Origin of the sequence: Ottowia sp., assembly GCF_035444425.1 — a bacterium.
Classification (GTDB): domain Bacteria; phylum Pseudomonadota; class Gammaproteobacteria; order Burkholderiales; family Burkholderiaceae_C; genus Ottowia.
Genome location: NZ_DAOMOQ010000029.1, coordinates 1 through 20,445 on the forward strand (window position 1 = coordinate 1; position 20,445 = coordinate 20,445).

Annotated in this window: 16 protein-coding genes and 1 tRNA gene; 7 read left to right on the forward strand and 10 right to left on the reverse strand. The window is 68.6% G+C overall.

Features of this window, described 5'->3' with window-relative positions:
- Positions 1 to 20: 20 nt before the first annotated feature.
- Positions 21 to 350, reverse strand: a complete 330-nt coding sequence (gene hpf / locus PK606_RS11575) for a ribosome hibernation-promoting factor, HPF/YfiA family (RefSeq protein WP_324564070.1) — start codon at positions 348 to 350, stop codon at positions 21 to 23.
- Between the two features lie 348 nt (positions 351 to 698).
- On the opposite strand from hpf, the gene corA reads away from it, so the two are divergent.
- Positions 699 to 1,685, forward strand: a complete 987-nt coding sequence (gene corA, locus PK606_RS11580) for a magnesium/cobalt transporter CorA (RefSeq protein ID WP_324564072.1) — start codon at positions 699 to 701, stop codon at positions 1,683 to 1,685.
- A 250-nt stretch (positions 1,686 to 1,935) separates the two neighbouring features.
- Here the strand turns inward: corA and PK606_RS11585 are convergent, their stop codons facing one another.
- The 6 genes from PK606_RS11585 to PK606_RS11610 all read right to left on the reverse strand — a co-directional run bounded on the left by PK606_RS11585 (position 1,936) and on the right by PK606_RS11610 (position 8,525).
- Positions 1,936 to 2,661: a 5'-methylthioadenosine/adenosylhomocysteine nucleosidase gene (locus tag PK606_RS11585; protein ID WP_502920836.1), complete on the reverse strand. Its 726-nt coding sequence runs from the start codon at positions 2,659 to 2,661 to the stop codon at positions 1,936 to 1,938.
- Between the two features lie 93 nt (positions 2,662 to 2,754).
- Positions 2,755 to 4,467 carry a long-chain-fatty-acid--CoA ligase gene (locus PK606_RS11590; protein WP_324564077.1) on the reverse strand — a complete coding sequence of 571 codons (1,713 nt, stop codon included), beginning with the start codon at positions 4,465 to 4,467 and terminating at the stop codon, positions 2,755 to 2,757.
- Between the two features lie 257 nt (positions 4,468 to 4,724).
- Positions 4,725 to 6,155: an NAD(P)(+) transhydrogenase (Re/Si-specific) subunit beta gene (locus tag PK606_RS11595; protein ID WP_324564079.1), complete on the reverse strand. Its 1,431-nt coding sequence runs from the start codon at positions 6,153 to 6,155 to the stop codon at positions 4,725 to 4,727.
- A gap of 4 nt (positions 6,156 to 6,159) precedes the next feature.
- Positions 6,160 to 6,474, reverse strand: coding sequence for an NAD(P) transhydrogenase subunit alpha part 2 (locus PK606_RS11600; RefSeq protein ID WP_324564082.1), 315 nt, complete (start codon positions 6,472 to 6,474; stop codon positions 6,160 to 6,162).
- A gap of 67 nt (positions 6,475 to 6,541) precedes the next feature.
- The gene (locus PK606_RS11605; RefSeq protein WP_324564085.1) at positions 6,542 to 7,348 is read right to left on the reverse strand and encodes a hypothetical protein; all 807 of its coding nucleotides are present in this window, start codon (positions 7,346 to 7,348) and stop codon (positions 6,542 to 6,544) included.
- A gap of 16 nt (positions 7,349 to 7,364) precedes the next feature.
- Positions 7,365 to 8,525 carry a Re/Si-specific NAD(P)(+) transhydrogenase subunit alpha gene (locus PK606_RS11610; RefSeq protein WP_324564087.1) on the reverse strand — a complete coding sequence of 387 codons (1,161 nt, stop codon included), beginning with the start codon at positions 8,523 to 8,525 and terminating at the stop codon, positions 7,365 to 7,367.
- A gap of 159 nt (positions 8,526 to 8,684) precedes the next feature.
- Between PK606_RS11610 and PK606_RS11615 the strand changes: the two genes are divergently transcribed.
- The 3 genes from PK606_RS11615 (at position 8,685) to mnmA (ending at position 11,987) form a co-directional block, all read left to right on the forward strand.
- The gene (locus PK606_RS11615) at positions 8,685 to 9,176 is read left to right on the forward strand and encodes an NUDIX hydrolase (protein ID WP_324564089.1); all 492 of its coding nucleotides are present in this window, start codon (positions 8,685 to 8,687) and stop codon (positions 9,174 to 9,176) included.
- Between the two features lie 317 nt (positions 9,177 to 9,493).
- Positions 9,494 to 10,750, forward strand: coding sequence for an FAD-dependent oxidoreductase (locus PK606_RS11620; RefSeq protein WP_324564091.1), 1,257 nt, complete (start codon positions 9,494 to 9,496; stop codon positions 10,748 to 10,750).
- Between the two features lie 70 nt (positions 10,751 to 10,820).
- On the forward strand, positions 10,821 to 11,987 hold the full coding sequence (gene mnmA, locus PK606_RS11625) for a tRNA 2-thiouridine(34) synthase MnmA (protein WP_324564093.1): 1,167 nt from the start codon (positions 10,821 to 10,823) through the stop codon (positions 11,985 to 11,987).
- 130 nt (positions 11,988 to 12,117) lie between these two features.
- Here mnmA and PK606_RS11630 read toward each other — a convergent pair whose 3' ends face one another.
- The 3 genes from PK606_RS11630 to PK606_RS11640 all read right to left on the reverse strand — a co-directional run bounded on the left by PK606_RS11630 (position 12,118) and on the right by PK606_RS11640 (position 14,082).
- Positions 12,118 to 13,107: a Bug family tripartite tricarboxylate transporter substrate binding protein gene (locus PK606_RS11630; RefSeq protein ID WP_324564095.1), complete on the reverse strand. Its 990-nt coding sequence runs from the start codon at positions 13,105 to 13,107 to the stop codon at positions 12,118 to 12,120.
- Between the two features lie 228 nt (positions 13,108 to 13,335).
- Positions 13,336 to 13,411 (reverse strand) — tRNA-Arg (locus tag PK606_RS11635).
- Positions 13,402 to 14,082, reverse strand: coding sequence for a TetR family transcriptional regulator (locus PK606_RS11640; RefSeq protein ID WP_324564097.1), 681 nt, complete (start codon positions 14,080 to 14,082; stop codon positions 13,402 to 13,404). Before PK606_RS11640 ends, PK606_RS11635 begins: the two co-directional genes overlap by 10 nt.
- Before the next feature lie 202 nt (positions 14,083 to 14,284).
- On the opposite strand from PK606_RS11640, the gene PK606_RS11645 reads away from it, so the two are divergent.
- From PK606_RS11645 to PK606_RS11655, 3 genes are read left to right on the forward strand one after another with little or no spacing between them, the layout of a single operon-like run.
- Positions 14,285 to 15,592, forward strand: a complete 1,308-nt coding sequence (locus PK606_RS11645; RefSeq protein WP_324564100.1) for an efflux RND transporter periplasmic adaptor subunit — start codon at positions 14,285 to 14,287, stop codon at positions 15,590 to 15,592.
- Positions 15,593 to 15,612: 20 nt separating this feature from the next.
- Entirely contained in the window at positions 15,613 to 18,885 is a 3,273-nt protein-coding gene (locus PK606_RS11650; protein WP_324564102.1) for an efflux RND transporter permease subunit, read from the forward strand.
- Positions 18,882 to 20,411: an efflux transporter outer membrane subunit gene (locus PK606_RS11655; protein ID WP_324564105.1), complete on the forward strand. Its 1,530-nt coding sequence runs from the start codon at positions 18,882 to 18,884 to the stop codon at positions 20,409 to 20,411. The genes PK606_RS11650 and PK606_RS11655 overlap by 4 nt, the downstream gene beginning before the upstream one ends.
- Positions 20,412 to 20,445 lie beyond the last annotated feature (34 nt).

The following is a 20,445-nucleotide window of genomic DNA, read 5'->3' on the forward strand; positions in this document are numbered from 1 at the left end:
CTCGTTGTTGTCACACCATACTACATCAAATGCTTGGCGGCTGCACGATCGTGTGATTGCAATTTTTCCTTGTGCTTGGCCATCTGGCGGTCCAGCTTGTCGGCCAACTCGTCGATGGCGGCGTACAGATCCTCGTGGCTGCTTTCCGCGAACAGGTCATTGCCCTTGACCCCGATGCGGCATTCGGCCCGCTGGCGCTTGTCCTTCTCCTGTTTGTTCTCGACCGAGAGCAGCACCCGCACGTCCACCACCTGATCGAAATGCTTGGTGACCCGCTCCAGCTTGGTGGTCACGTAACTGCGTAGGGCGGGCGTGATATCCAGGTGGTGGCCGCTGATCGTCAAATTCATGAAGAACCTCCTTCGTCGGATGAACGGGCGCCCGTGGCGCCAGGGGCAACTGCGGACGACGAAGCCTCGTCATCACGCGGTCATTCGAGTCCACTATGCCGCCGATCCTAGCCGAAAGCAATCCCCGCGCCGACCGCCGGCAGGCCGCTGCCGGCGCGCTCGTGCCGTCACGCGGCAGTCACCCGACGATGCCATAATCAGTGGTTTCATCCCACGTCGAAAGCCCGTCTTGGAAACCACCCCGAGTCGATAGCTTTCACCTTCCTTGAGCGCTGGCGGGGAAGGCCGAAAGCCACCCACACACAAACCGTCCGCCAGACGCCATCCGTGCCTCAAGGGAGCCTTGCCATGCTCAACGTCTTTTCGCTGTCCAACGGGCGGTTGTTTCAGGAAGAGATCGAATCGCTGGAAGAGCTGTCTCGCTTTCGCCCGATCTGGGTCGATCTGGAAGAGCCGACGGCCGAGGAAAAGCGCTGGATCAAGCAGTACTACGGGCTGTCGATCCCGGAAGACGCCATCGACGACGACATCGAGGAGTCGGCGCGTTTCTACGAGGAAGACAACGGCGAGCTGCACATCCGCAGCGACTTCCTGGTGGCCGATCCGGACGAGCCGCGCCAGGCGCGCGTGGCCTTCATCCTGAACAACGTCAACGAGCAGTTGCGCAGCCACGGCGTGCTGTTCTCGATCCACGAAGAGACGGTGCCGGCATTCCGGCTGCTGCGCATGCGCGCGCGCCGCATGCCCGGCCTGCTGGACGACGCGCGCGACGTGCTGCTGGCGCTGCTGGACGGCGACGCCGAATACTGCGCCGACACGCTGGAAGGCATCTACGATGAACTCGAGGAGGCCGGCAAGAAGGTGCTGGACGGCAACGTCAACGACGAGGTCGCCGGCGTGGTGCTGGCCACCATCGCGCGCCAGGAGGACATGAACGGCCGCATCCGGCGCAACGTCATGGACACGCGCCGCGCGGTGAGCTTCCTGATGCGCAGCAAGATGCTGGACGCCGAGCAGTTCGAGGACGCGCGCCAGATCCTGCGCGACATCGACTCGCTCGACAGCCACACCACCTTCCTGTTCGACAAGATCAACTTCCTGATGGACGCGACGGTCGGTTTCATCAACATCAACCAGAACAAGATCATCAAGCTGTTCTCGGTCGCCAGCGTGGCGCTGCTGCCGCCGACGCTGGTGGCCAGCCTGTATGGCATGAACTTCCGCCACATGCCCGAGTTGGAATGGCCGCTGGGCTACCCGTTCGCCATCGTGCTGATGATCTGCAGCGCGCTGCTGCCGATGTGGTATTTCAGGCGCAAGGGCTGGTTGAAATGACGCTCCCCCCTGTGGCGCTGACGCGCCTTCCCCCCTGAGGGGGGACGCACCCAGTGGCCGGGCGAAGCCCGCTCCACGGGTGCCCCCGACTGGCCTGCTCCGCGGCCATCTGGTGCGCTTGCTGCGCAGCGCTATTGGCGTCCTCTCCAGCTGGCAGAAGAGCATTGGCCTGTCATGAGCTTGTCGAAGGGGATGAAGGCCGGGCTCCAAGAACCGGCCAACACCCCACCGACGGCAACAACCGGTGAACTCACAGCGAGCCGAAATACGCCTCCAGCACCGCTGCGCTGTAGCGGCTCGCCACCTGGTCGATGAAGCGCATGAAGTCGACGTGCGCGGCATCGTCAGCACGGTCGCTGATGGTGCGCAGGGCGGCGAAGGGCAGGCCGTAGTCGTGACAGACCTGGGCCACGGCGGCGCCTTCCATCTCGACCGCCAGCGCATCGGGCAGCGCGCGCCGCAGCGCCGCGCTCTCCGGCGTGGTGGCGACGAAACGGTCGCCGCTGACGATCAGGCCCTCGTGCACGCGCGGCGCCTGCAGGCCGAACTCCGCCACCACGTCGGCGCCCAGGGTGTCGGCGGGTGCCGCCAGCACCGCACGCGCCGTAGCCGTCAGCGCACCCGATAGCTCCGCATCGGTCGGGAAGCGCGCACGGCCGGTGAGCGGCACCTCGAAGCGCGGAAAGAGCGGCGAGGCATCGATGTCATGCTGGAGGAACTCGCGCGCCAGCACCAGATCCCCCACCCGCACGCCGTCGCCCAGACCGCCGGCGGTGCCGGTGAAGACGATGCGGTCGACGCCGAAGCGCTCGATCAGCACCACCGCCGTGGTCGCGGCCGCCACCTTGCCGACGCGCGACAGCACGGCCACCACCTCGTGACCATGCCAGTGGCCGACCCAGAAGTCGCGCCCGGCGGCGCGCTGGCGCTGCTCGTCCGGCATGCGGTCGAGCACCGCCGCCAGTTCCTGGTGCATGGCACTGACCAGACCGATGCGCACGACAAGCCGCCTGCTGCGTGGTGGAAAGGGGGCGTCACGCCGCCGGCACCCATGCCGCGGCGCCACGCATCACGTGACCGGTGCGCCCTCGACCTTGACCGGGGCCGACGCATCGCGCAGTTCGCGCCGCAACACCTTGCCGACCGGCGTCTTGGGCAGTTCGGTGCGGAACTCGATGACGCGCGGCCGCTTGTAGCCGGTCAGGTTCTCGTGGCAGAACTTGCGCACCGCGTCCTCGGTCAGCGCCGGATCTTTCTTCACCACCACGATCTTGACCGCCTCGCCCATCTTCTCGTCCGGCACGCCGACCGCGGCCACTTCCAGCACGCCGGGCATGCTGGCGACCACGTCCTCGATCTCGTTCGGGTAGACGTTGAAGCCGCTGACCAGGATCATGTCCTTCTTGCGGTCGATGATCTTGGTGTAGCCGCGCTCGTCCATGATGCCGATGTCGCCCGACTTGAAGTAGCCGTCCGGCGTCATGACCTTGGCGGTCTCGTCCGGGCGCTGCCAGTAGCCGGCCATCACCTGTGGCCCCTTGATGGCGATCTCGCCGGGCTGGCCGAGCGGCACCTCGTTGCCGTCGTCGTCGAGGATCCTGACCCAGGTGCTGGGAATCGGCAGGCCGATGGTGCCGTTGAACTGCTTCGAGGTCACCGGGTTGCAGGTCGCCGATGGGCTGGTCTCCGACAGGCCGTAGCCCTCGCAGATCGGGCAGCCGGTCTTCTCCAGCCACAGCTTGGCGACCGCGCTCTGCACCGCCATGCCACCGCCCACCGACACCTTCAGGTTGCTCCAGTTGACGCTGTTGAAGTCGGGGTGGTTGGCCAGGCCGTTGAACAAGGTGTTGACGGCCGGGAAGCTGTGGAAGGTGTGCTTGGACAGCTCCTTGAGCACCGCCGGCAGGTCGCGCGGGTTCGGGATCAGGATCACCTTGCCGCCGTTGCGCAGGCTCAGCATCATGTTCACCGTGAAGGCGAAGATATGGTAGAGCGGCAGCGCGCACACGCTGGTGGATTGTTCGTTCTCCGGGATCTGCTTCATCACCGGCTCGTTCCAGGCCTCCGACTGCAGCACGTTGGCAATCAGGTTGCGGTGCAGCAGCACGGCGCCCTTGGCGACGCCGGTGGTGCCGCCGGTGTACTGCAGCACGGCGACGTCGTCGGGGCCGATGTCCGGCGCCGTGAACGGCGCGCCCTGCCCCTTGGCGACGGCGCTGTTGTAGCGCACCGCGCCCGGCAGGCTGAACGCCGGCACCAGCTTCTTGACCTTGCGCACCACGAAGTTGACGATCATGCCCTTCAGGCCGCCCAGGCGGTCGCCCATGCTGGCCAGCACCACGTGCTTGATTTGCGTGTTGGCGATGCACTTCTGCAGCGTGGCGGCGAAGTTCTCGATGATGACGATGGCCTTGGCGCCCGAGTCCTTCATCTGGTGCTCGAGTTCGCGCGCGGTGTAGAGCGGGTTGACGTTGACCACCACGTAGCCGGCACGCAGGATCGCCGCCACCGTGGCCGGGTACTGCGGCACGTTGGGCATCATGATCGCCACCCGATCGCCGCGCGCCAGGCCCAGGCCCTGCAGGTACGCGGCCAGCGCACGCGACTGGCGATCGGTGTCCTCGTAGCTGAAGTCCTTGCCCATGTAGCTGTAGGCGGTGCGGTCAGCATACTTGCCGAAGCTTTCCTCGATCAGCGCCACCAGCGAAGGGTATTGCGACGGGTCGATGTCGGCCGGGACACCTTCGGGGTATTCCTGCAGCCAGATGCGCGGATCGCTCATGTCGTGACAACTCCTGCTTCTAGAAATGGATAGCGCGCCGCCTGGTGCAGCGCGGGTGGATAGCGGACCCGCGGCCGTGCCGCCGCATCCGCATCCTCTCGCCACATTGTGTAACACCCCGCGGGATGCCGCCAGTGGCGTTTCCCATCATGGCAATAGGGTGGCGTCCCTTGCGCGACAGGCGCAAGCGCCGCAGGCAGCGCGGTTGCCAGCCAGGCGTCACCGGCGCATTCGGAACCGCGCCCTGGCCCGACCGCTTACTCGATCGCCTTGCCGATTTCCTCGACCACCTTCTTGGCGTCGCCGAACACCATCATGGTCTTGTCCATGTAGAACAGCTCGTTGTCGAGGCCCGCATAGCCGGCAGCCATCGAACGCTTGTTGACGATGACGGTCTTGGCCTTGTAGGCCTCGAGGATCGGCATGCCGTAGATCGGGCTGCCCTTCTGCAGCGCGGCCGGGTTCACCACGTCGTTGGCGCCCAGGATGATGGCCACGTCGGCCTGGCCGAACTCGCCGTTGACGTCTTCCATCTCGTGCACCTGGTCGTAGGGCACCTCGGCCTCGGCCAGCAGCACGTTCATGTGGCCCGGCATGCGGCCGGCCACCGGGTGGATCGCGTACTTGACGTCGATGCCCTTGTCGGTGAGCTTGTCGACCAGTTCCTTCACCGCGTGCTGGGCGCGCGCCACCGCCAGGCCGTAGCCGGGCACGATGATCACGCTGTCGGCGTTGCCGAGCATGAAGGCGGCGTCCTCGGCACTGCCGCTCTTGACCGGGCGCTGCTCCTGCGCACCGCCGGCGGCGGCACCGGCGTCACCACCGAAGCCGCCCAGGATGACGTTGAAGAAAGAGCGGTTCATGGCCTTGCACATGATGTAGCTCAGGATCGCGCCCGAAGAGCCCACCAGCGAGCCGGCAATGATCAGCATGCTGTTGTTGAGCGAGAAGCCGATGCCGGCCGCCGCCCAGCCCGAGTAGCTGTTGAGCATCGACACCACCACCGGCATGTCGGCGCCGCCGATCGGGATGATCAGCGTCACACCGATGACGAAGCCCAGCAGGCAGATCAGCGCGAACGCCCACGCATTCTGCGACTGCCAGAACAGTGCGATCAGGATGATCGCCGCGATGCCCAGCCCCAGGTTCAGCATGTGCTGGCCCGGAAACACCACCGGCGCGCCCTGGAACAGGCGGAACTTGTAGGTGCCCGACAGCTTGCCCCAGGCGATCACCGAGCCGGAGAAGGTGACCGCGCCGATGAAGGCGCCGAGCGCCAGTTCGATCCGGTTGCCACCCGGAATGGCGCCGACGCTGTCGGCGATGCCGAATGCCGACGGTTCGGCGACGGTGGCGATGGCGATGAACACCGCCGCCAGGCCGATCATGCTGTGGAAGAAGGCCACCAGCTCGGGCATCTTGGTCATCTCGACCGTCTTCGCGCGCCAGGTGCCGTAGCCGCCGCCGACCAGCATGCCGAGCGCCAGCAGCGCCCAGCCCAGGCCGAGCGACATGCCGCTGCCGAGCTTGATGATCAGCGCCAGCGTGGTGAACACGGCGATCGCCATGCCCACCATGCCGAACAGGTTGCCGCGGATCGAGGTGGTCGGGTGACTCAGGCCCTTGAGCGACTGGATGAAGCAGACGCTGGCGACCAGGTACAACAGGGTGACGAGATTCATGCTCATCGGTTCACTCCTCGGCCTTCTTGGCCGGCCGGTCCTTCTTCTTGAACATCTCCAGCATGCGCTTGGTGACCAGGAAGCCGCCGAAGATGTTGACCGAGGCCAGTCCCACCGCCAGCACGCCCATGCCCTTGCCGACGATGCCGCTGGTCAGCATCACCGCGAGCATGGCGCCGACGATGACGATCGCCGAGATGGCGTTGGTCACCGCCATCAGCGGCGTGTGCAGTGCCGGGGTCACGGTCCATACCACGTGGTAGCCGACGTAGATCGCCAGCACGAAGATGATCAGGTTGATGACGGTGGGTGAGATGGCTTCCATGCGGGGCTCCAAGATAGTGGCTCGGTGCGGCTCCAAGGGCGGCGGGTGATGGGAGGTGCCGGCCGCGTCAGTTGCGGTCCGGGCGGGCGTTCAATGGCGCGCGTGGCGGCTCGACCTGGATGGCGCGGGCCGGCGCCGGTGGCGCCACCACCACCGGCGGTGGCGGCGGTGCGACCTGCGGTGCGGATGGGAACGGCGGCACCCGCAGCGTGCCGCCCGTGGCGGCGCGCGTGGCGGCGGCGAACTGGCGCGCCCACTGCAGGCCGGGCTGGCCGCCTTCCAGGAAATCGAGGTTGTTGCGCGTGGTCGGCTCGATCAGCGAGGGGTCGATCAGCGCATGCGTTTCGATGGCGCCAGCGGGCACGCGGTCGCTGACCCAGGCGCGCGGACGCGAGGTCCAGTCACGCTGGTCCAGCCACTGGTAAAGCACCGAGTGCTCCTGCTGCAGCCACTGGTCGAAATCGGCGTCACGCCGCAGCCGCAGGCAGCCGACGGTGTCGGCGCCGGTGTCGGCCACGTTCAGGCTGTTGGGCTGCGGGCATGGCGCGCTGCCAGCCGGCGCGGTCTGGGCGACGACGATAGCCAGCCAGTGCCCGTCCTCGCGCCGCAGGCCGGCGACCCGGGTCGGCGCGCTCGCGCCGGTGACCGGCACCGGCCCGTCACCGCCCATCCAGGGCGCCAGGAAGTGGCCCAGGTCGTACCAGGTGCCGACGCTGGTGGGCGGCGCCATGATCACCGGTGCTGCGGCCGCAGTCGCGGTCGTCGGCGCGGCGGCGGGTGGCGCCGCGCCCGGCACGGCGCAGCCGGCCAGCAGCGCGGCCAGCGCCAAGGCACACGCGGAGCCGGCCCGCGAGAACGTGAATCGAACTTGCATCAGTTCATCGCCCGGGTCATGCGCGCGTCACCGCGCCCTCGTGCGCCACCAGGCAGGCGACGACGATGTCGTCTTCCTTGTCGATCCGGAACGCCGCCGGCGGCTCGCCCTTGGCGGCCGGCGGCAGCACCAGCTTGAGGAAGTCGAGCACGTTGCGCGCGTACAGGGCCGAGGCATCGGCGCCCACCTGGGCCGCCAGGTTGGTGTCGCCGACGATGACCACACCGTGCTTGTGCACCGTCCTGTCAGCCTCGGTCAGCGGGCAGTTGCCGCCCACCGTGCCGTCGGGATTGGGCGCACCCTTGCCGGCGGCCATGTCGACGATGACCGAACCGGGCTTCATGCTCTTCACCATGTCCTCGGTGATCAGCACCGGCGCCGCGCGGCCCGGAATCAGCGCGGTGGAGATCACCACGTCGGCCTGCGCCACGCGCTTGGCCACCTCGACCTTCTGGCGGTCCAGCCAGCTTTGCGGCATCGGCCGCGCATAGCCGCCGACGCCCTCGGCGGCCTCTTTCTCCTCCGCGGTCTCGTAGGGCACGTCGATGAACTTGCCGCCCAGCGACTCGATCTGCTCCTTCACGCTCGGCCGCACGTCGCTGGCCTCGATCACCGCGCCCAGGCGCTTGGCGGTGGCGATGGCCTGCAGGCCGGCCACGCCGACGCCCAGGATGACCACGCGCGCCGCCTTCACGGTGCCGGCCGCCGTCATCAGCATTGGGAAGAACTTCTGGTAGCGGTCGGCCGCCACGATCACCGCCTTGTAGCCGGCGATGTTGGCCTGCGAAGACAGCACGTCCATGCTCTGCGCGCGCGTGGTGCGCGGCGCCGCCTCGAGCGCGAAACCGGTCAACCGGGCCGCCGCCAGACGCTGCAGGCCGTCAGCGTTGAACGGCTCCAGCATGCCGACCAGCACCGTGCCGGGCTGCATCTGCGCGATCTCCTCGGGCGAGGGATTGCGCACCTTCAGCACCATCTCGGCGCCGAACGCGCCGGCCGCGTCGGTGATCTCGGCGCCGGCGGCGCGGTAGGCCTCGTCGGTGGCACTGGCACGCAGCCCCGCGCCGGACTGCACCCGCACGGTATGCCCCTGGGCCACCAGCTTCTTGGTCGTTTCCGGGGTCACGGCAACGCGAGTCTCACCAGCGGCCGTCTCTGTGGGCACGCCAATCAGCATGGAAGATCTCCTTGTTCTGGGTTGCGCGGCTCGACGTCACGCGAGTGATGCACCGGCCTGGTCAGTGGACCGTAAGCTTAACAAAAGCCAAGGGCCGGATTTTGCGGCATCGCAAATCGGCGCCGCATCACGGCGCACGTGCATACCGATAATCCGGCGATGAACAGCGCGCGATGGAAGCCGAGCGTCACCGTGGCGGCGGTGATCGAACAGGCCGGCAGGTACCTGCTGGTCGAGGAGCAGACCGCCGCCGGGCTGCGCCTGAACACACCGGCCGGACACCTGGAGGCAGGCGAATCGCCGCAGCAGGGCGCGGTGCGCGAGGCACTGGAGGAAACCGGGCGCGTGTTCACGCCCACCAGCTTGCTGGGCATCTACATGGCGGCAGCCGCCGACGCGGGGGGCGTGCCCACGACCTGGCTGCGCTTCGCCTTCTGCGGCAGCGCTTCCGAGCCCGACCCGACACGCGCGCTCGACACCGGCATCGTGCGCACGCTGTGGCTGACGCCGGCCGAGATCGAGGCCAGCCGCGACCGCCACCGCAGCCCGCTGGTGTGGCGCTGCGTGCAGGACCACCTGCACGGCCAGCGCTTTGCGCTCGACGTGGTCCACATGGACGACTCGGCGAGCGCGGGCGGCAACTTCGTGTAGCGCGTCTGGATGAGCCGCGGCTCCCACCGCCAGCGACCACGCTCAGTACCCCATTCACAACCGGTACACCGCCCCGGAAACTTCGAAACGTGAGAGCGCGGCTTCGCCCCGATGGCGGCATTGCCAATGCTCGCGATACCGCCCGGTATCGCTGCGCTTGGCGCCTTGCCCTCGGGTCGAACCCATCACTTTCACCTTGTTCCGAAATCTCCGGGGCGACGCACTAGGGTTTACGCGAATAACTAATTGCGCACTTGCGCATAAACTGATTTTGATCGCGTACGTTTCCATCCGCTTGATTGCAAGGAGGAGGTCTCATGAAGATCGGCAACAGCACCCGACGGCGTGTTCTTCAGGCTGGCGGCCTCGGGCTGGCGGCATTGGCGACCGGCTGCGCCACGCCCATCGGCAGCGCGCGATCGCACGTGGTGGTGGTCGGCGGCGGCTGGGGCGGCCTCGGCGCGGTGCGCGCACTGGCCCAGCAGCCCGGCGTCGAGGTGACGCTGGTGGAGCCCAACGACGGCTTCATGTCGTGCCCCTTGAGCGCCCACTACATTGCCGGCCACCAGCCGGCATCGGACTTCCAGCGCAGCTACGCAGCCATCGACCGCCTGGGCGTGCGGCGGCTGCGCGAGCGTGCGCTGCAGATCGACCGCGCCGCCGGCCTGGTGGTCACGCCCACGCAGCGGCTGCCGTTCGACATGCTGATCCTGTCACCCGGCATCGACTACATGGAAGACGCCGTGCAGGGCTACGCCGAGGCGCGCGAGCAGCTGCCGGTCGGCTTTCGCGCCTTCGAGCAGATGGCGGTGCGGCGCGAGGTCGACCGCTTCCTGGCCGAGGGCGGCAACTTCGTGCTGTCGGCGCCCAAGCCGCCCTACCGCTGCCCGCCGGCGCCGTACGAACGCGCCTTCATGATCGCCGAGGCCATGAAGCAGCGCGGCACCAAGGGCAAGATCCTGCTGCTGGACGCCAATGCCGCACCCATGCCGGCGGCCATCGCGCCACCGCTGATCAACGGCATGCGCAAGCTGTACGCGGGGCAGATCGAGTACCTGCCGAACACCGACGTCACCGCCGTCGACATCGGCCGGCGCCGGCTGGCGACCAGCTTCGGCGACGTCGACTTCCGTGCCGCCAACCTGATCCTGCCGATGCGCGCGCCCGACATCGTGCGCCAGGCCGGCCTGGGCGAGCGCTGGGCCGCCGTGCGGCTGCCGAGCTTTGAGAGCCAGGCCGACCCGCGCATCTACATCATCGGCGACGCCCAGGGCACGCCGCTGCCCAAGAGCGGCCACGTGGCCTTCGGCGCCGGCAAGCAGGTCGGCGAGCAGGTGCTGGATCGCCTGGCCGGCAAGGCACCGCCGGCCCACACCGGCCCGACCCCGCTGCCGATGGGCATCTGCTGGGCCAACGTGACGCGCGACGAGGCCGTCAACATCAACGTCACCGCCAGCGTGGCGCCGGGCCAGCCGCCGCAGCTGAAGTTCACCGTCGATCCCGAGCACAACCGCAGCTCCGGCACCAGCGCCATGAACTGGGGCCGCGGCATGTGGCAGCAGATGCTGGGTTGAGCCCGGCGGGCGCACGCCAGAACCACCCTGGAGCGCACGCTTTCGGTGCGCGCGGGATAATTCCCGCGTCATGAAGAAGATGCGCGTCGTGGTCGGCCTGTCCGGCGGAGTCGATTCCGCGGTCGCCGCCTGGCTGCTGAAAGCCCAGGGCCACGAGGTGGTCAGCATCTTCATGAAGAACTGGGAAGATGACGACGACAGCGAGTACTGTTCGTCCAACGTCGACTTCGTCGATGCGGCGGCGGTGGCCGACGTGATCGGCATCGAGATCGAGCACGTCAATTTCGCCGCCGACTACAAGGATCGCGTGTTCGCCGAGTTCCTGCGGGAATATTCAAGCGGCCGCACGCCCAACCCGGACGTGCTGTGCAACGCCGAGATCAAGTTCAAGGCCTTTCTCGACCACGCGATGCGGCTGGGCGCCGAGAAGATCGCCACTGGACATTACGCGCGGGCGCGCTTCAATGACGCCGTGCAGCGGCACGAACTGCTGAAAGGGCTCGACCCGAGCAAGGACCAGAGCTACTTCCTGCACCGCCTGACGCAGGCGCAGCTGGCGCGCACCCTGTTCCCGGTCGGCGAACTGCACAAGAGCGAGGTGCGCCGCATCGCGGCCGAGATCGGGCTGCCGAACGCGAAGAAGAAGGATTCGACCGGCATCTGCTTCATCGGCGAGCGGCCTTTCCGTGAGTTCCTCGGCCGCTACCTGCAGACCCGGCCCGGCCCGATCAAGGACCAGCGCGGCCGCACCATCGGCGAACACGTCGGCCTGAGCTTCTACACGCTCGGCCAGCGCCAGGGGCTGGGCATCGGCGGCGTGAAGGAAAAAGGCGCCCAACGCGGCGGCGGCGACCATGCGCCGTGGTTCGTGGCGCGCAAGGACATGGCCAGCAACACATTGATTGCGGTGCAGGGCCACGACCACCCCTGGCTGCTGTCGCGCGAACTGGTGTTCGACGATGCGGCCTGGATTGCCGGTGCGCCACCTGCGCTGGGCGGCTACAGCGCCAAGACCCGCTACCGCCAGCAGGATGCGCCCTGCACGCTGGCCGCCGGATCGGGAGCCGGCAGCTTCCGCCTGCGCTTCACCGAGCCGCAATGGGCGGTGACGCCCGGACAGAGCGCGGTGCTTTACGACGGCGCCGTCTGCCTCGGCGGCGGCGTCATCACCGGCGCGCGCACGTTGGACCGGCAGCACGCGGGTGCCGACGCTGCGCCGGCGCCAGCGAACGCCTGATACCGGTTAGCTCTCGACGGTTTAGAAACCCGTTCGCACTGAACCCGTCGAAGTGCCGACTGCACGCAGGGCTTCGACACGCTCAGCCCGAACGGTTCCTATGCTTTGGAACGCTGTTCGGTATGAACCCTCAATCGACCTTGGCGCCCGATGCCTTGACGATCGGCGCCCAGTTCTTGACCTCCGACTGGATGAAGCGGCTGAAGTCCTGCGGGCTGTTCTTCTCGGCCACCGCGCCCAGCTTGGCGTAGGCTTCCTTCACCTCGGGTTTGTCGAAGGCGTCGTTCATCACCTTGTTGAGCTTGTCGATGACTTCCTTGGGTGTGCCCTTGGGCGCGATCAGGCCGAACCAGGACGACACGTCGAACGGCGTCACGCCGCTCTCCTCCATGGTCGGCAGATCGGGCGCCGTCGCCGAGCGCGTCTTGGTGGTCACCGCCAGCGCCTTCAGCTTGCCGGCCTGCACATGCGGCCAGGACGCCGGCATGTTGTCGAACATGAACTGCACCTGGCCGCCGATCAGGTCGGTCACCGCAGGCGCGCTGCCCTTGTAGGGGATGTGCTGCGTCTTCAGGCCCGTGCGCGCCTTGAACAGCTCGCCCGCCATGTGGATCGAGGTGCCGCTGCCCGACGAGGCGTAGGCGATCTTGTCGTCGTTGGCGCGCGCCCAGGCGATGAAGTCCTTGACATTGTTGGCCGGCACGCTGGGGTGCACCACCAGCATGTTGGGCACCTTGGCGCCCAGGGCGATGGCGTCGAAGTCGCGCTCCAGGTTGAACTTGACGTTGGAATACAGTGTCTGGTTGATGGTGCTGGTGACGGCGACGAACAGCAGCGTGTAGCCGTCGGGCGGCGCGGCGGCGACGAAATCGGTGGCGATGTTGCTGCCCGCGCCGGGGCGGTTGTCGACCACGAAGGACTGGCCCAGCGCCGCCGTCATTTCCTTGGCCATCAGGCGCGCCACGATGTCGGTGGTGCCGCCGGCCGAGAAGCCGACGATGATGCGCACCGGCTTGCTGGGGTAACTGGCCTGCGCCGCGGCGCCCAGGGCCGCGAAGGCCAGGGAGGCGGTGATGGCTTGGGCGATGCGGCGGCGATTCGGTGCGTGAGGCGAGGTCATCGGTCGATTTCCTTGACAGCGGTTGAGGCTGCCGACTCTAGGGGAATCGCGCACTGGATGGCAAGAGGTGAAAACCTGATCGGATGCCTGCGAGGCGGGCGCTTCAGATGCCGGCGACCTGCCGGCATTTCATGCTGCCCGGCAGGCGTTGCCGGAAAAGCAGCAAACCCGCGAACCTGGATGGCACGCGGGTTTTGAGGGGTTTCGGGGCTTCTTGAGACCCTCATTTGGCGCGGCTGGCGGGGATCGAACCCACGACCCTCGGCTTCGGAGGCCGATACTCTATCCACTGAGCTACAGCCGCGCAGGCAAGTGGGCGATTATCCCCGATTGCGCGGGCGCCGGGGGCGGCAGCAGTGCCTGGCGCGGCAGGCCGATGCCGTCAAGGTAGGCCTGCACCGCCACGCGCGCCGTGGCCTCGAGGTCGAACGCGCGTTGCAGCAGCCAGCTGTAGACCAGTCCGCGCACCATCGCATGGAAGCCTTCCGCCAGTTCCCGCGGCGCTGCCGGCAGCGGCTGGCCACGCAACGCGCTGGCTCGCTCGAACACCTGCCGCACGACCTCCACGTTGGCGCGGTCCATCTGCACGTGCCGCTCACGCACCGGCCACAGGTCCTCGACATGCTCGACCATCATGACGGCGATGCTCAGCACGCGCTGGATGCGCGCATCACCGGCGATCTGGCCAAACGAGCGCAGCAGGCGCGCCACCAGCGCATCGACCGGATCGCCCGGCACCTGCGCCGCGCCAGCCAGTTCGCACTCCAGCGGCAGCGTGACGCGCTCCATCATGGCGTTGAACAGGTCGGCCTTGTCCTTGAAGTGCCAGTACAGAGCGCCGCGCGTGACGCCCGCCGCCTGCGCGATGTCGGCCAGCGAGGTGCGCGACACGCCGCCATGCTCGAACATGCGCTCGGCCGCGTCCAGCAAGGCTTCACGCGTGGCCAGCGCATCGCGCTTGGTGCGGCGCGCCATGGATTCAGCAACCGGTTCCAGTGTTCATGATCGCCGGACTTTAGCACATACATTCACGGATGTATGTACAATTCACCGCTTCACGTCCACCGGATCGCAGTCGTTGTCACGGAGAATCCCGGCACAGCGCGCATGATCGCGTGACCCATTCGCGTTGGCGCTGGCTCTCGGGGCAGCGGACGCATCCGCAAGAAAAGCAAGCATGCCCGACCATCCCGCCGCCCGCCGCCTGTTGCCGCGCCGCCTGTTGCCCGTGGGCGCCGCGCTGCTGTTCAGCTTCACGCTCGCCGCCTGCGGCGACAAGCCGGGCCAGACCGCCAGCCCGGGTGGGCCGGGCGGCGGCATGCCGCCGCCAGAGGTCGCTGTGGTCACGGTTCAGCCGGGCACCGTGAGCCTGAGCACCGAGCTGCCGGGACGGCTGGAAGCCTCGCGCGTGGCACAGGTGCGCGCACGCGCCACCGGCATCCTGAACAAGCGCGTGTTCACCGAGGGCAGCGATGTGCGCGCCGGCCAGCTGCTCTATCAGATCGATCCGGCGCCCTACCAGGCGGCGCAGCAAAGCGCGCAGGCCCAGCTGGCACAGGCGCAGGCGCAACTGGCCAACGCCAGCGCCGTGGTGACGCGCCTCAAGCCCCTGGTGACGGCCAACGCCGTCAGCAAGCAGGAGTTCGATGCCGCCGTCGCCGCCGAGAAGGCGGCGCAGGCGCAGGTGGCGGCGGGCCGCGCCGCCGTGCGCACGGCCGGCATCAACCTCGGCTACGCCACGGTGACGGCGCCGATCTCGGGCCGCATCGGTCGCTCGCTGGTGACCGAGGGCGCGCTGGTGAGCGCGCAGGAAGGCACGCAGCTGGCGCTGATCCAGCAGATCAACCCGCTGTACATCAACATCACGCAGTCGGCGGCCGAGGTGATGGCACTGCGCCAGTCGCTGCAAAGCGGCCGGCTGGCGCGCGCCGGCGGCGCCGAGGCGGCGCGGGTGCAGGTGCTGCTGGAAAACGGCCAGCCGCACGGCCAGGCCGCGCGCCTGCTGTTCACCGACCTGAGCGTCGATCCGGCCACCGGCCAGGTCAGCCTGCGCGCCGAACTGCCCAACCCCGGCGGGCTGCTGCTGCCGGGCATGTACGTGCGCGTGCGCCTGAAGCAGGCGCAGGTCGACAACGCCATCCTGCTGCCGCAGCAGGCCGTCACGCGCGGCAACCAGGGCGACACCGTGATGGTGGTGGCGCCCGATGGCAGCGTGGCGCCGCGGTCGATCAAGATCAGCGGCGCCAAGGACCAGAACTGGATCGTCACCGAAGGCCTGCAAGCGGGCGAGCAGGTGATGGTGGAAGGCGCCATGAAGCTGATGCTGGGCGCCAAGGTGGTCAAGCCGGTGCCCTGGCAGCCCGGCAAGCCGGCGCCGCGCGCAGCGCAGGCGCCTGCCTCCGCGGCCGCCAGCGCCGCCGCCCCGGCGGCAGTGGCATCCGCTGCGCCCGCCGCCTCCGGTCCGGCTCCTGCGGCATCCCGCTGACCAGACGGTAAGGCGCACGCATGGCCAAGTTCTTCATCGATCGCCCGATCTTCGCCTGGGTGATCGCGCTGTTCATCATGGTGCTGGGGGTGACCGCCATCACCCAGCTGCCGATCGCCCAGTACCCGCCGGTGGCACCGCCCACCATCGTGCTGTCGGCCACCTACCCCGGCGCCTCGGCGCAGACGCTGGAAGACGCCGTGCTGGCAGTGATCGAGCGCGAGATGAACGGCTCGCCCGGCCTGGCCTACATGGAGTCGGTGGCGCAGGCCAACGGCACCGGGCAGATCACGCTCAGCTTCGAACCCGGCACCGACCCCGACCTGGCGCAGGTGGACGTGCAGAACCGCCTCTCGCGCGCCACGCCGCGGCTGCCGACCACGGTGGTACAGCAGGGCGTGCGGGTCGACAAGGCGCGCTCGAACTTCCTGCTGTTCACCATGCTGTCGTCGTCGGATCCGAACTTCGACATCACGCAACTCAGTGACTACGCCTCGCGCAACGTGCTGCCCGAACTGCAGCGCCTGCCCGGCATCGGCCAGGTGCAGCTGTTCGGCGCCGAACGAGCCATGCGGGTGTGGATCGATCCGGTGAAGCTGCAGAGCTACGGGCTGTCGCCGGCCGACGTGGCCAGCGCGATCGCGCAGCAGAACGCCCAGGTCGCGGCGGGCAGCATCGGCGACCTGCCACTGGCCGGCGGCCAGGTCATGAGCGCGACGGTGGTGGTGCCGGGGCAGATCAGCACGGTGGAGCAGTTCGGCGCCATCTCGCTGCGTGCCCGCGCCGACGGCAGCACGGTGCGCCTGCGCGACGTCGCGCGGCTGGAGTTGGGCGCGCAGAGCTACGCCACCGCCGCACGCCTGAACGGCAAGCCGGCCGCCGGCATGGGCGTGCAGCTGTCGCCCACCGGCAACGCGCTGGCCGCCGCCGACGCGGTGCGCGCGCGCATGACCGAACTGGAGCGATTCTTCCCGCCCGGGGTCAGCTGGACCATTCCCTACGACTCCTCGGACTTCGTGCGCATCTCGATCAGCGAGGTGGTCAAGACGCTGCTGGAAGCGGTGGCGCTGGTGTTCCTGGTGATGTTCCTGTTCCTGCAGAACTGGCGCTACACCATCATCCCCACCATCGTGGTGCCGGTGGCGCTGCTGGGCGCGTTCGGCGCGCTGCTGGCCTTCGGCATGTCGATCAACACCCTGACCATGTTCGGCATGGTGCTGGTGATCGGCATCGTGGTCGACGACGCCATCGTGGTGGTCGAGAACGTCGAGCGCATCATGCACGAGGAAGGCCTGCCGCCGCTGCAGGCCACGCGCAAGGCAATGAGCCAGATCTCGGGCGCCATCATCGGCATCACCGTGGTGCTGATCTCGGTGTTCGTGCCGCTGGCCTTCTTCGCCGGCTCGGTTGGCAACATCTACCGCCAGTTCGCGGCCGTGATGGGCGTGTCGATCTCGTTCTCGGCCTTCATGGCGCTGTCGCTGACGCCGGCGCTGTGCGCGACCCTGCTCAAGCCGGTGGAGAAAGGCCACGCGCTGGAAAAGCGCGGCTTCTTCGGCTGGTTCAACCGCCGCTTCAAGCGCACCGCCAAGGGCTACGAGGGCGTCGTCGCCAAGCTGGTGCGGCGCGCCGGCCGGATGATGGTGATCTACCTGGCGCTGGCCGCCGTGGTCGGCTGGATGTACCTGCGCCTGCCGACCTCGTTCCTGCCGCAGGAGGACCAGGGCAACATCCTGGTCAACATCCAACTGCCGCCCGGCGCCACGCAGGAGCGCACGCAGCGCGTGGTCGAGCAGGTGGAAGGCTATCTGCTCCAGCAGCCCGAGGTCGCCAACATGGTGGCGGTGATGGGCTTCTCGTTCTCGGGCCAGGGGCAGAACGCGGGCATCTCCTTCGTGTCGCTGAAACCCTGGAGCGAACGCGCAGGCGCCCAGCATTCGGCCACCGCCGTCGCCGGCCGCGCCATGGGCGCGCTGTCGGGCATCAAGGACGCCTTCATCTTCCCACTCAACCCGCCGCCGATCCCGGAACTGGGCGTCAGCTCGGGCTTCACCTTCCGCCTGCAGGACCGCGGCGGCAAGGGGCACGAGGCGCTGGTGGCAGCGCGCAACCAGATGCTGGGCATGGCGATGCAGAGCAAGGTGTTGGCCGGTGTGCGGCCGGACGGGCTGGAGGATGCACCGCAGCTGCAGGTGGACATCGACCGTGACCAGGCCGCTGCCCAGGGTGTCAGCTTCGCCGCCATCAACAACGCCATCTCGGCCTCGCTCGGATCGGCCTACGTCAACGACTTCCCGAACCAGGGCCGGCTGCAGCGCGTGATCATCCAGGCCGACGCGCCAGCGCGCATGAAGCCGGACGACATCCTGCAGCTCACTGCGCTCAACAGCAAGGGCCAGCCGGTTCCGCTGGCCACCTTCGCCAGCACGCGCTGGATCACCGGTGCCATGCAGACGGTGCGCTACAACGGCTATCCGGCCATGCGCATCGCCGGCGGCGCGGCGCCCGGCTACAGCACCGGCGAGGCCATGCTCGAGATGGAGCAGCTCGCCGCGAAACTGCCCGAGGGCTTCGGTTTCGAGTGGACCGGCCAGTCACGCGAGGAGAAGCTGGCCGGCAACCAGGCGCTGATCCTGTACGCCTTCGCCATCCTGGCGGTGTTCCTGGCGCTGGCGGCGCTGTACGAGAGCTGGTCGATCCCGTTCGCCGTCATCTTGGTGGTGCCGCTGGGCGTGCTGGGTGTGCTGCTGGCGGTGACCGGGCGCGGGCTGCTGAACGACGTCTACTTCCAGGTCGGATTGATCACCATCATCGGCCTGTCGGCCAAGAACGCCATCCTGATCATCGAGTTCGCCAAGGACCTGCAGGCGCAGGGCATGAGCGTGGCGCGCGCGGCGCTGGCGGCGGCGCACCTGCGCTTTAGGCCAATCGTGATGACCTCGCTGGCCTTCACCTTCGGCGTGCTGCCGCTGGCGATCGCCACCGGCGCCGGCTCGGCCGCGCGGCGCGCCATCGGCACCGGCGTGATGGGCGGCATGATCGTCGGCACCGCGCTGGCGGTGTTCTTCGTGCCGCTGTTCTTCGTCGTCGTGCGCAGCGTGTTCAAGGCCACCGCGCACGAGCAGGCACGCGCCGCCGAGCACGCGCTCGATGCCGGCATCACCGCCGAGGCAGCCCAGCAGTACGTGGCCGACGCCGAGTCGGAGCTGTCGGATGCGGAGCGCCGTGCACTCGGCAAGGGCAACGACAACGGCAACACCGGATCAGCGCCGACCTCAAGGGAGCCGTCATGAGATCGATCACCTCGCCCACCCTGCTGCGCCCCGTCGGCCGCCTGCTTGGCGCCGGCGTGCTGCTGGCCACGCTCGCGGCCTGCTCCTTCGTGCCGGTGTACGAGCGCCCCGCGGCGCCGGTCGCGAGCAGCTGGCCCGACAGCGCCGGCGCCCAGCTGGAAGGCGCCGTGGCCGCCGCCGACCTGCCCTGGCAGCAGTTCGTGCAGGACGCGCAGCTGCGCGAACTGATCCAGCTCGCGCTCGACAGCAACCGCGACCTGCGCGTGGCGGTGCAGGCCATCGAGCAGGCGCGGGCCCAGTACCAGATCCGCCGTTCCGACCAGTTCCCAACCATCGGCGTCAGCGCCGCGGCCTCGCGCTCGGCGCCCAACCCGGCCGGCCCCGACGCGCCCAGCGTGGCCTCGAACTACAGCGTGATGGTCGGCGGCGCCTCCTGGGAGCTCGACTTCTTCGGTCGCGTCGCCGCGCTCAAGGACGTGGCGCTGACCAACTACCTGGCCACCGAGGAAGCGCGCAAGTCGGCGCAGATCAGCCTGATCGCCGCCGTCAGCAGCAGCTGGCTGCAGCTCAAGACCGACACCGAGCTGCTGGCCCTGGCCGAGCGCACGCTCGGCACGCGCGAGCAGTCGCTCAAGCTGACGCGCCTGCGCTTCGACCATGGCGCCTCGTCGGCGCTCGACATGCGGCTGGCCGAGTCATTGACGGCCAACGCGCAGGCCACGCGTGCGCAGCAGGCACGCCTGCGGGCCCAGGACATCAACCTGCTCACGCTGCTGGTCGGCCAGCCGATTCCCGCGCACCTGCTACCTTCGGTACCGGCCGTGCTCACGCCCGAGCCGCCGCGCGACCTGTCACAGCCGACGCCAGTGGTGGCGCCAGTGGCCGAGCTGCCGGCCTTCGCCGAGGTGCCGGCGGGCCTGCCGTCCGAGCTGCTGCTGCGCCGGCCCGACATCCGCGCCGCCGAGCAGCAGCTGATCGGCGCCAACGCCAACATCGGCGCCGCGCGCGCCAACTTCTTCCCGCGCATCTCGCTCACCGGCTCGCTCGGCCGCGTCAGCAGCGACCTCGACGGCCTGCTGGGCTCCGGCGGCAGCCGTGCCTGGTCGTTCGGCCCCAGCCTGCTGCTGCCGATCTTCGACATGGGCCGCAACCAGGCCACCCTGGAAGCCGCCCAGGCGGCACGCGAGATCGCCGTGGCACAGTACGAGAAGGCGATCCAGACCGCCTTCCGTGAAGTCGCCGACGCGCTGGCCGGCCGCGCCACCTGGACGGACCAGCTGGCGGCGCTGCAGGCGCAGGCCGAGGCCGAGCGCGAGCGCTTCCGCCTGGTCGACCTGCGCTACCGCAACGGCATCGCCAACTACCTCGACCTGCTGGACGCGCAGCGCTCGCTGTTCGCCATCGAGCAGGCGCTGGCCCAGGTGCGGCTGGCGCAGCGCGCCAACGAGGTGCAGCTGTACAAGGCGCTGGGCGGCGGCTGGACCGAGCCGGTCGCGGAGCTGCCGGGAACGCGCACGGCCAACTGAACCGCCGGGAACGCGCCCGGCGCGGCCGCGCACG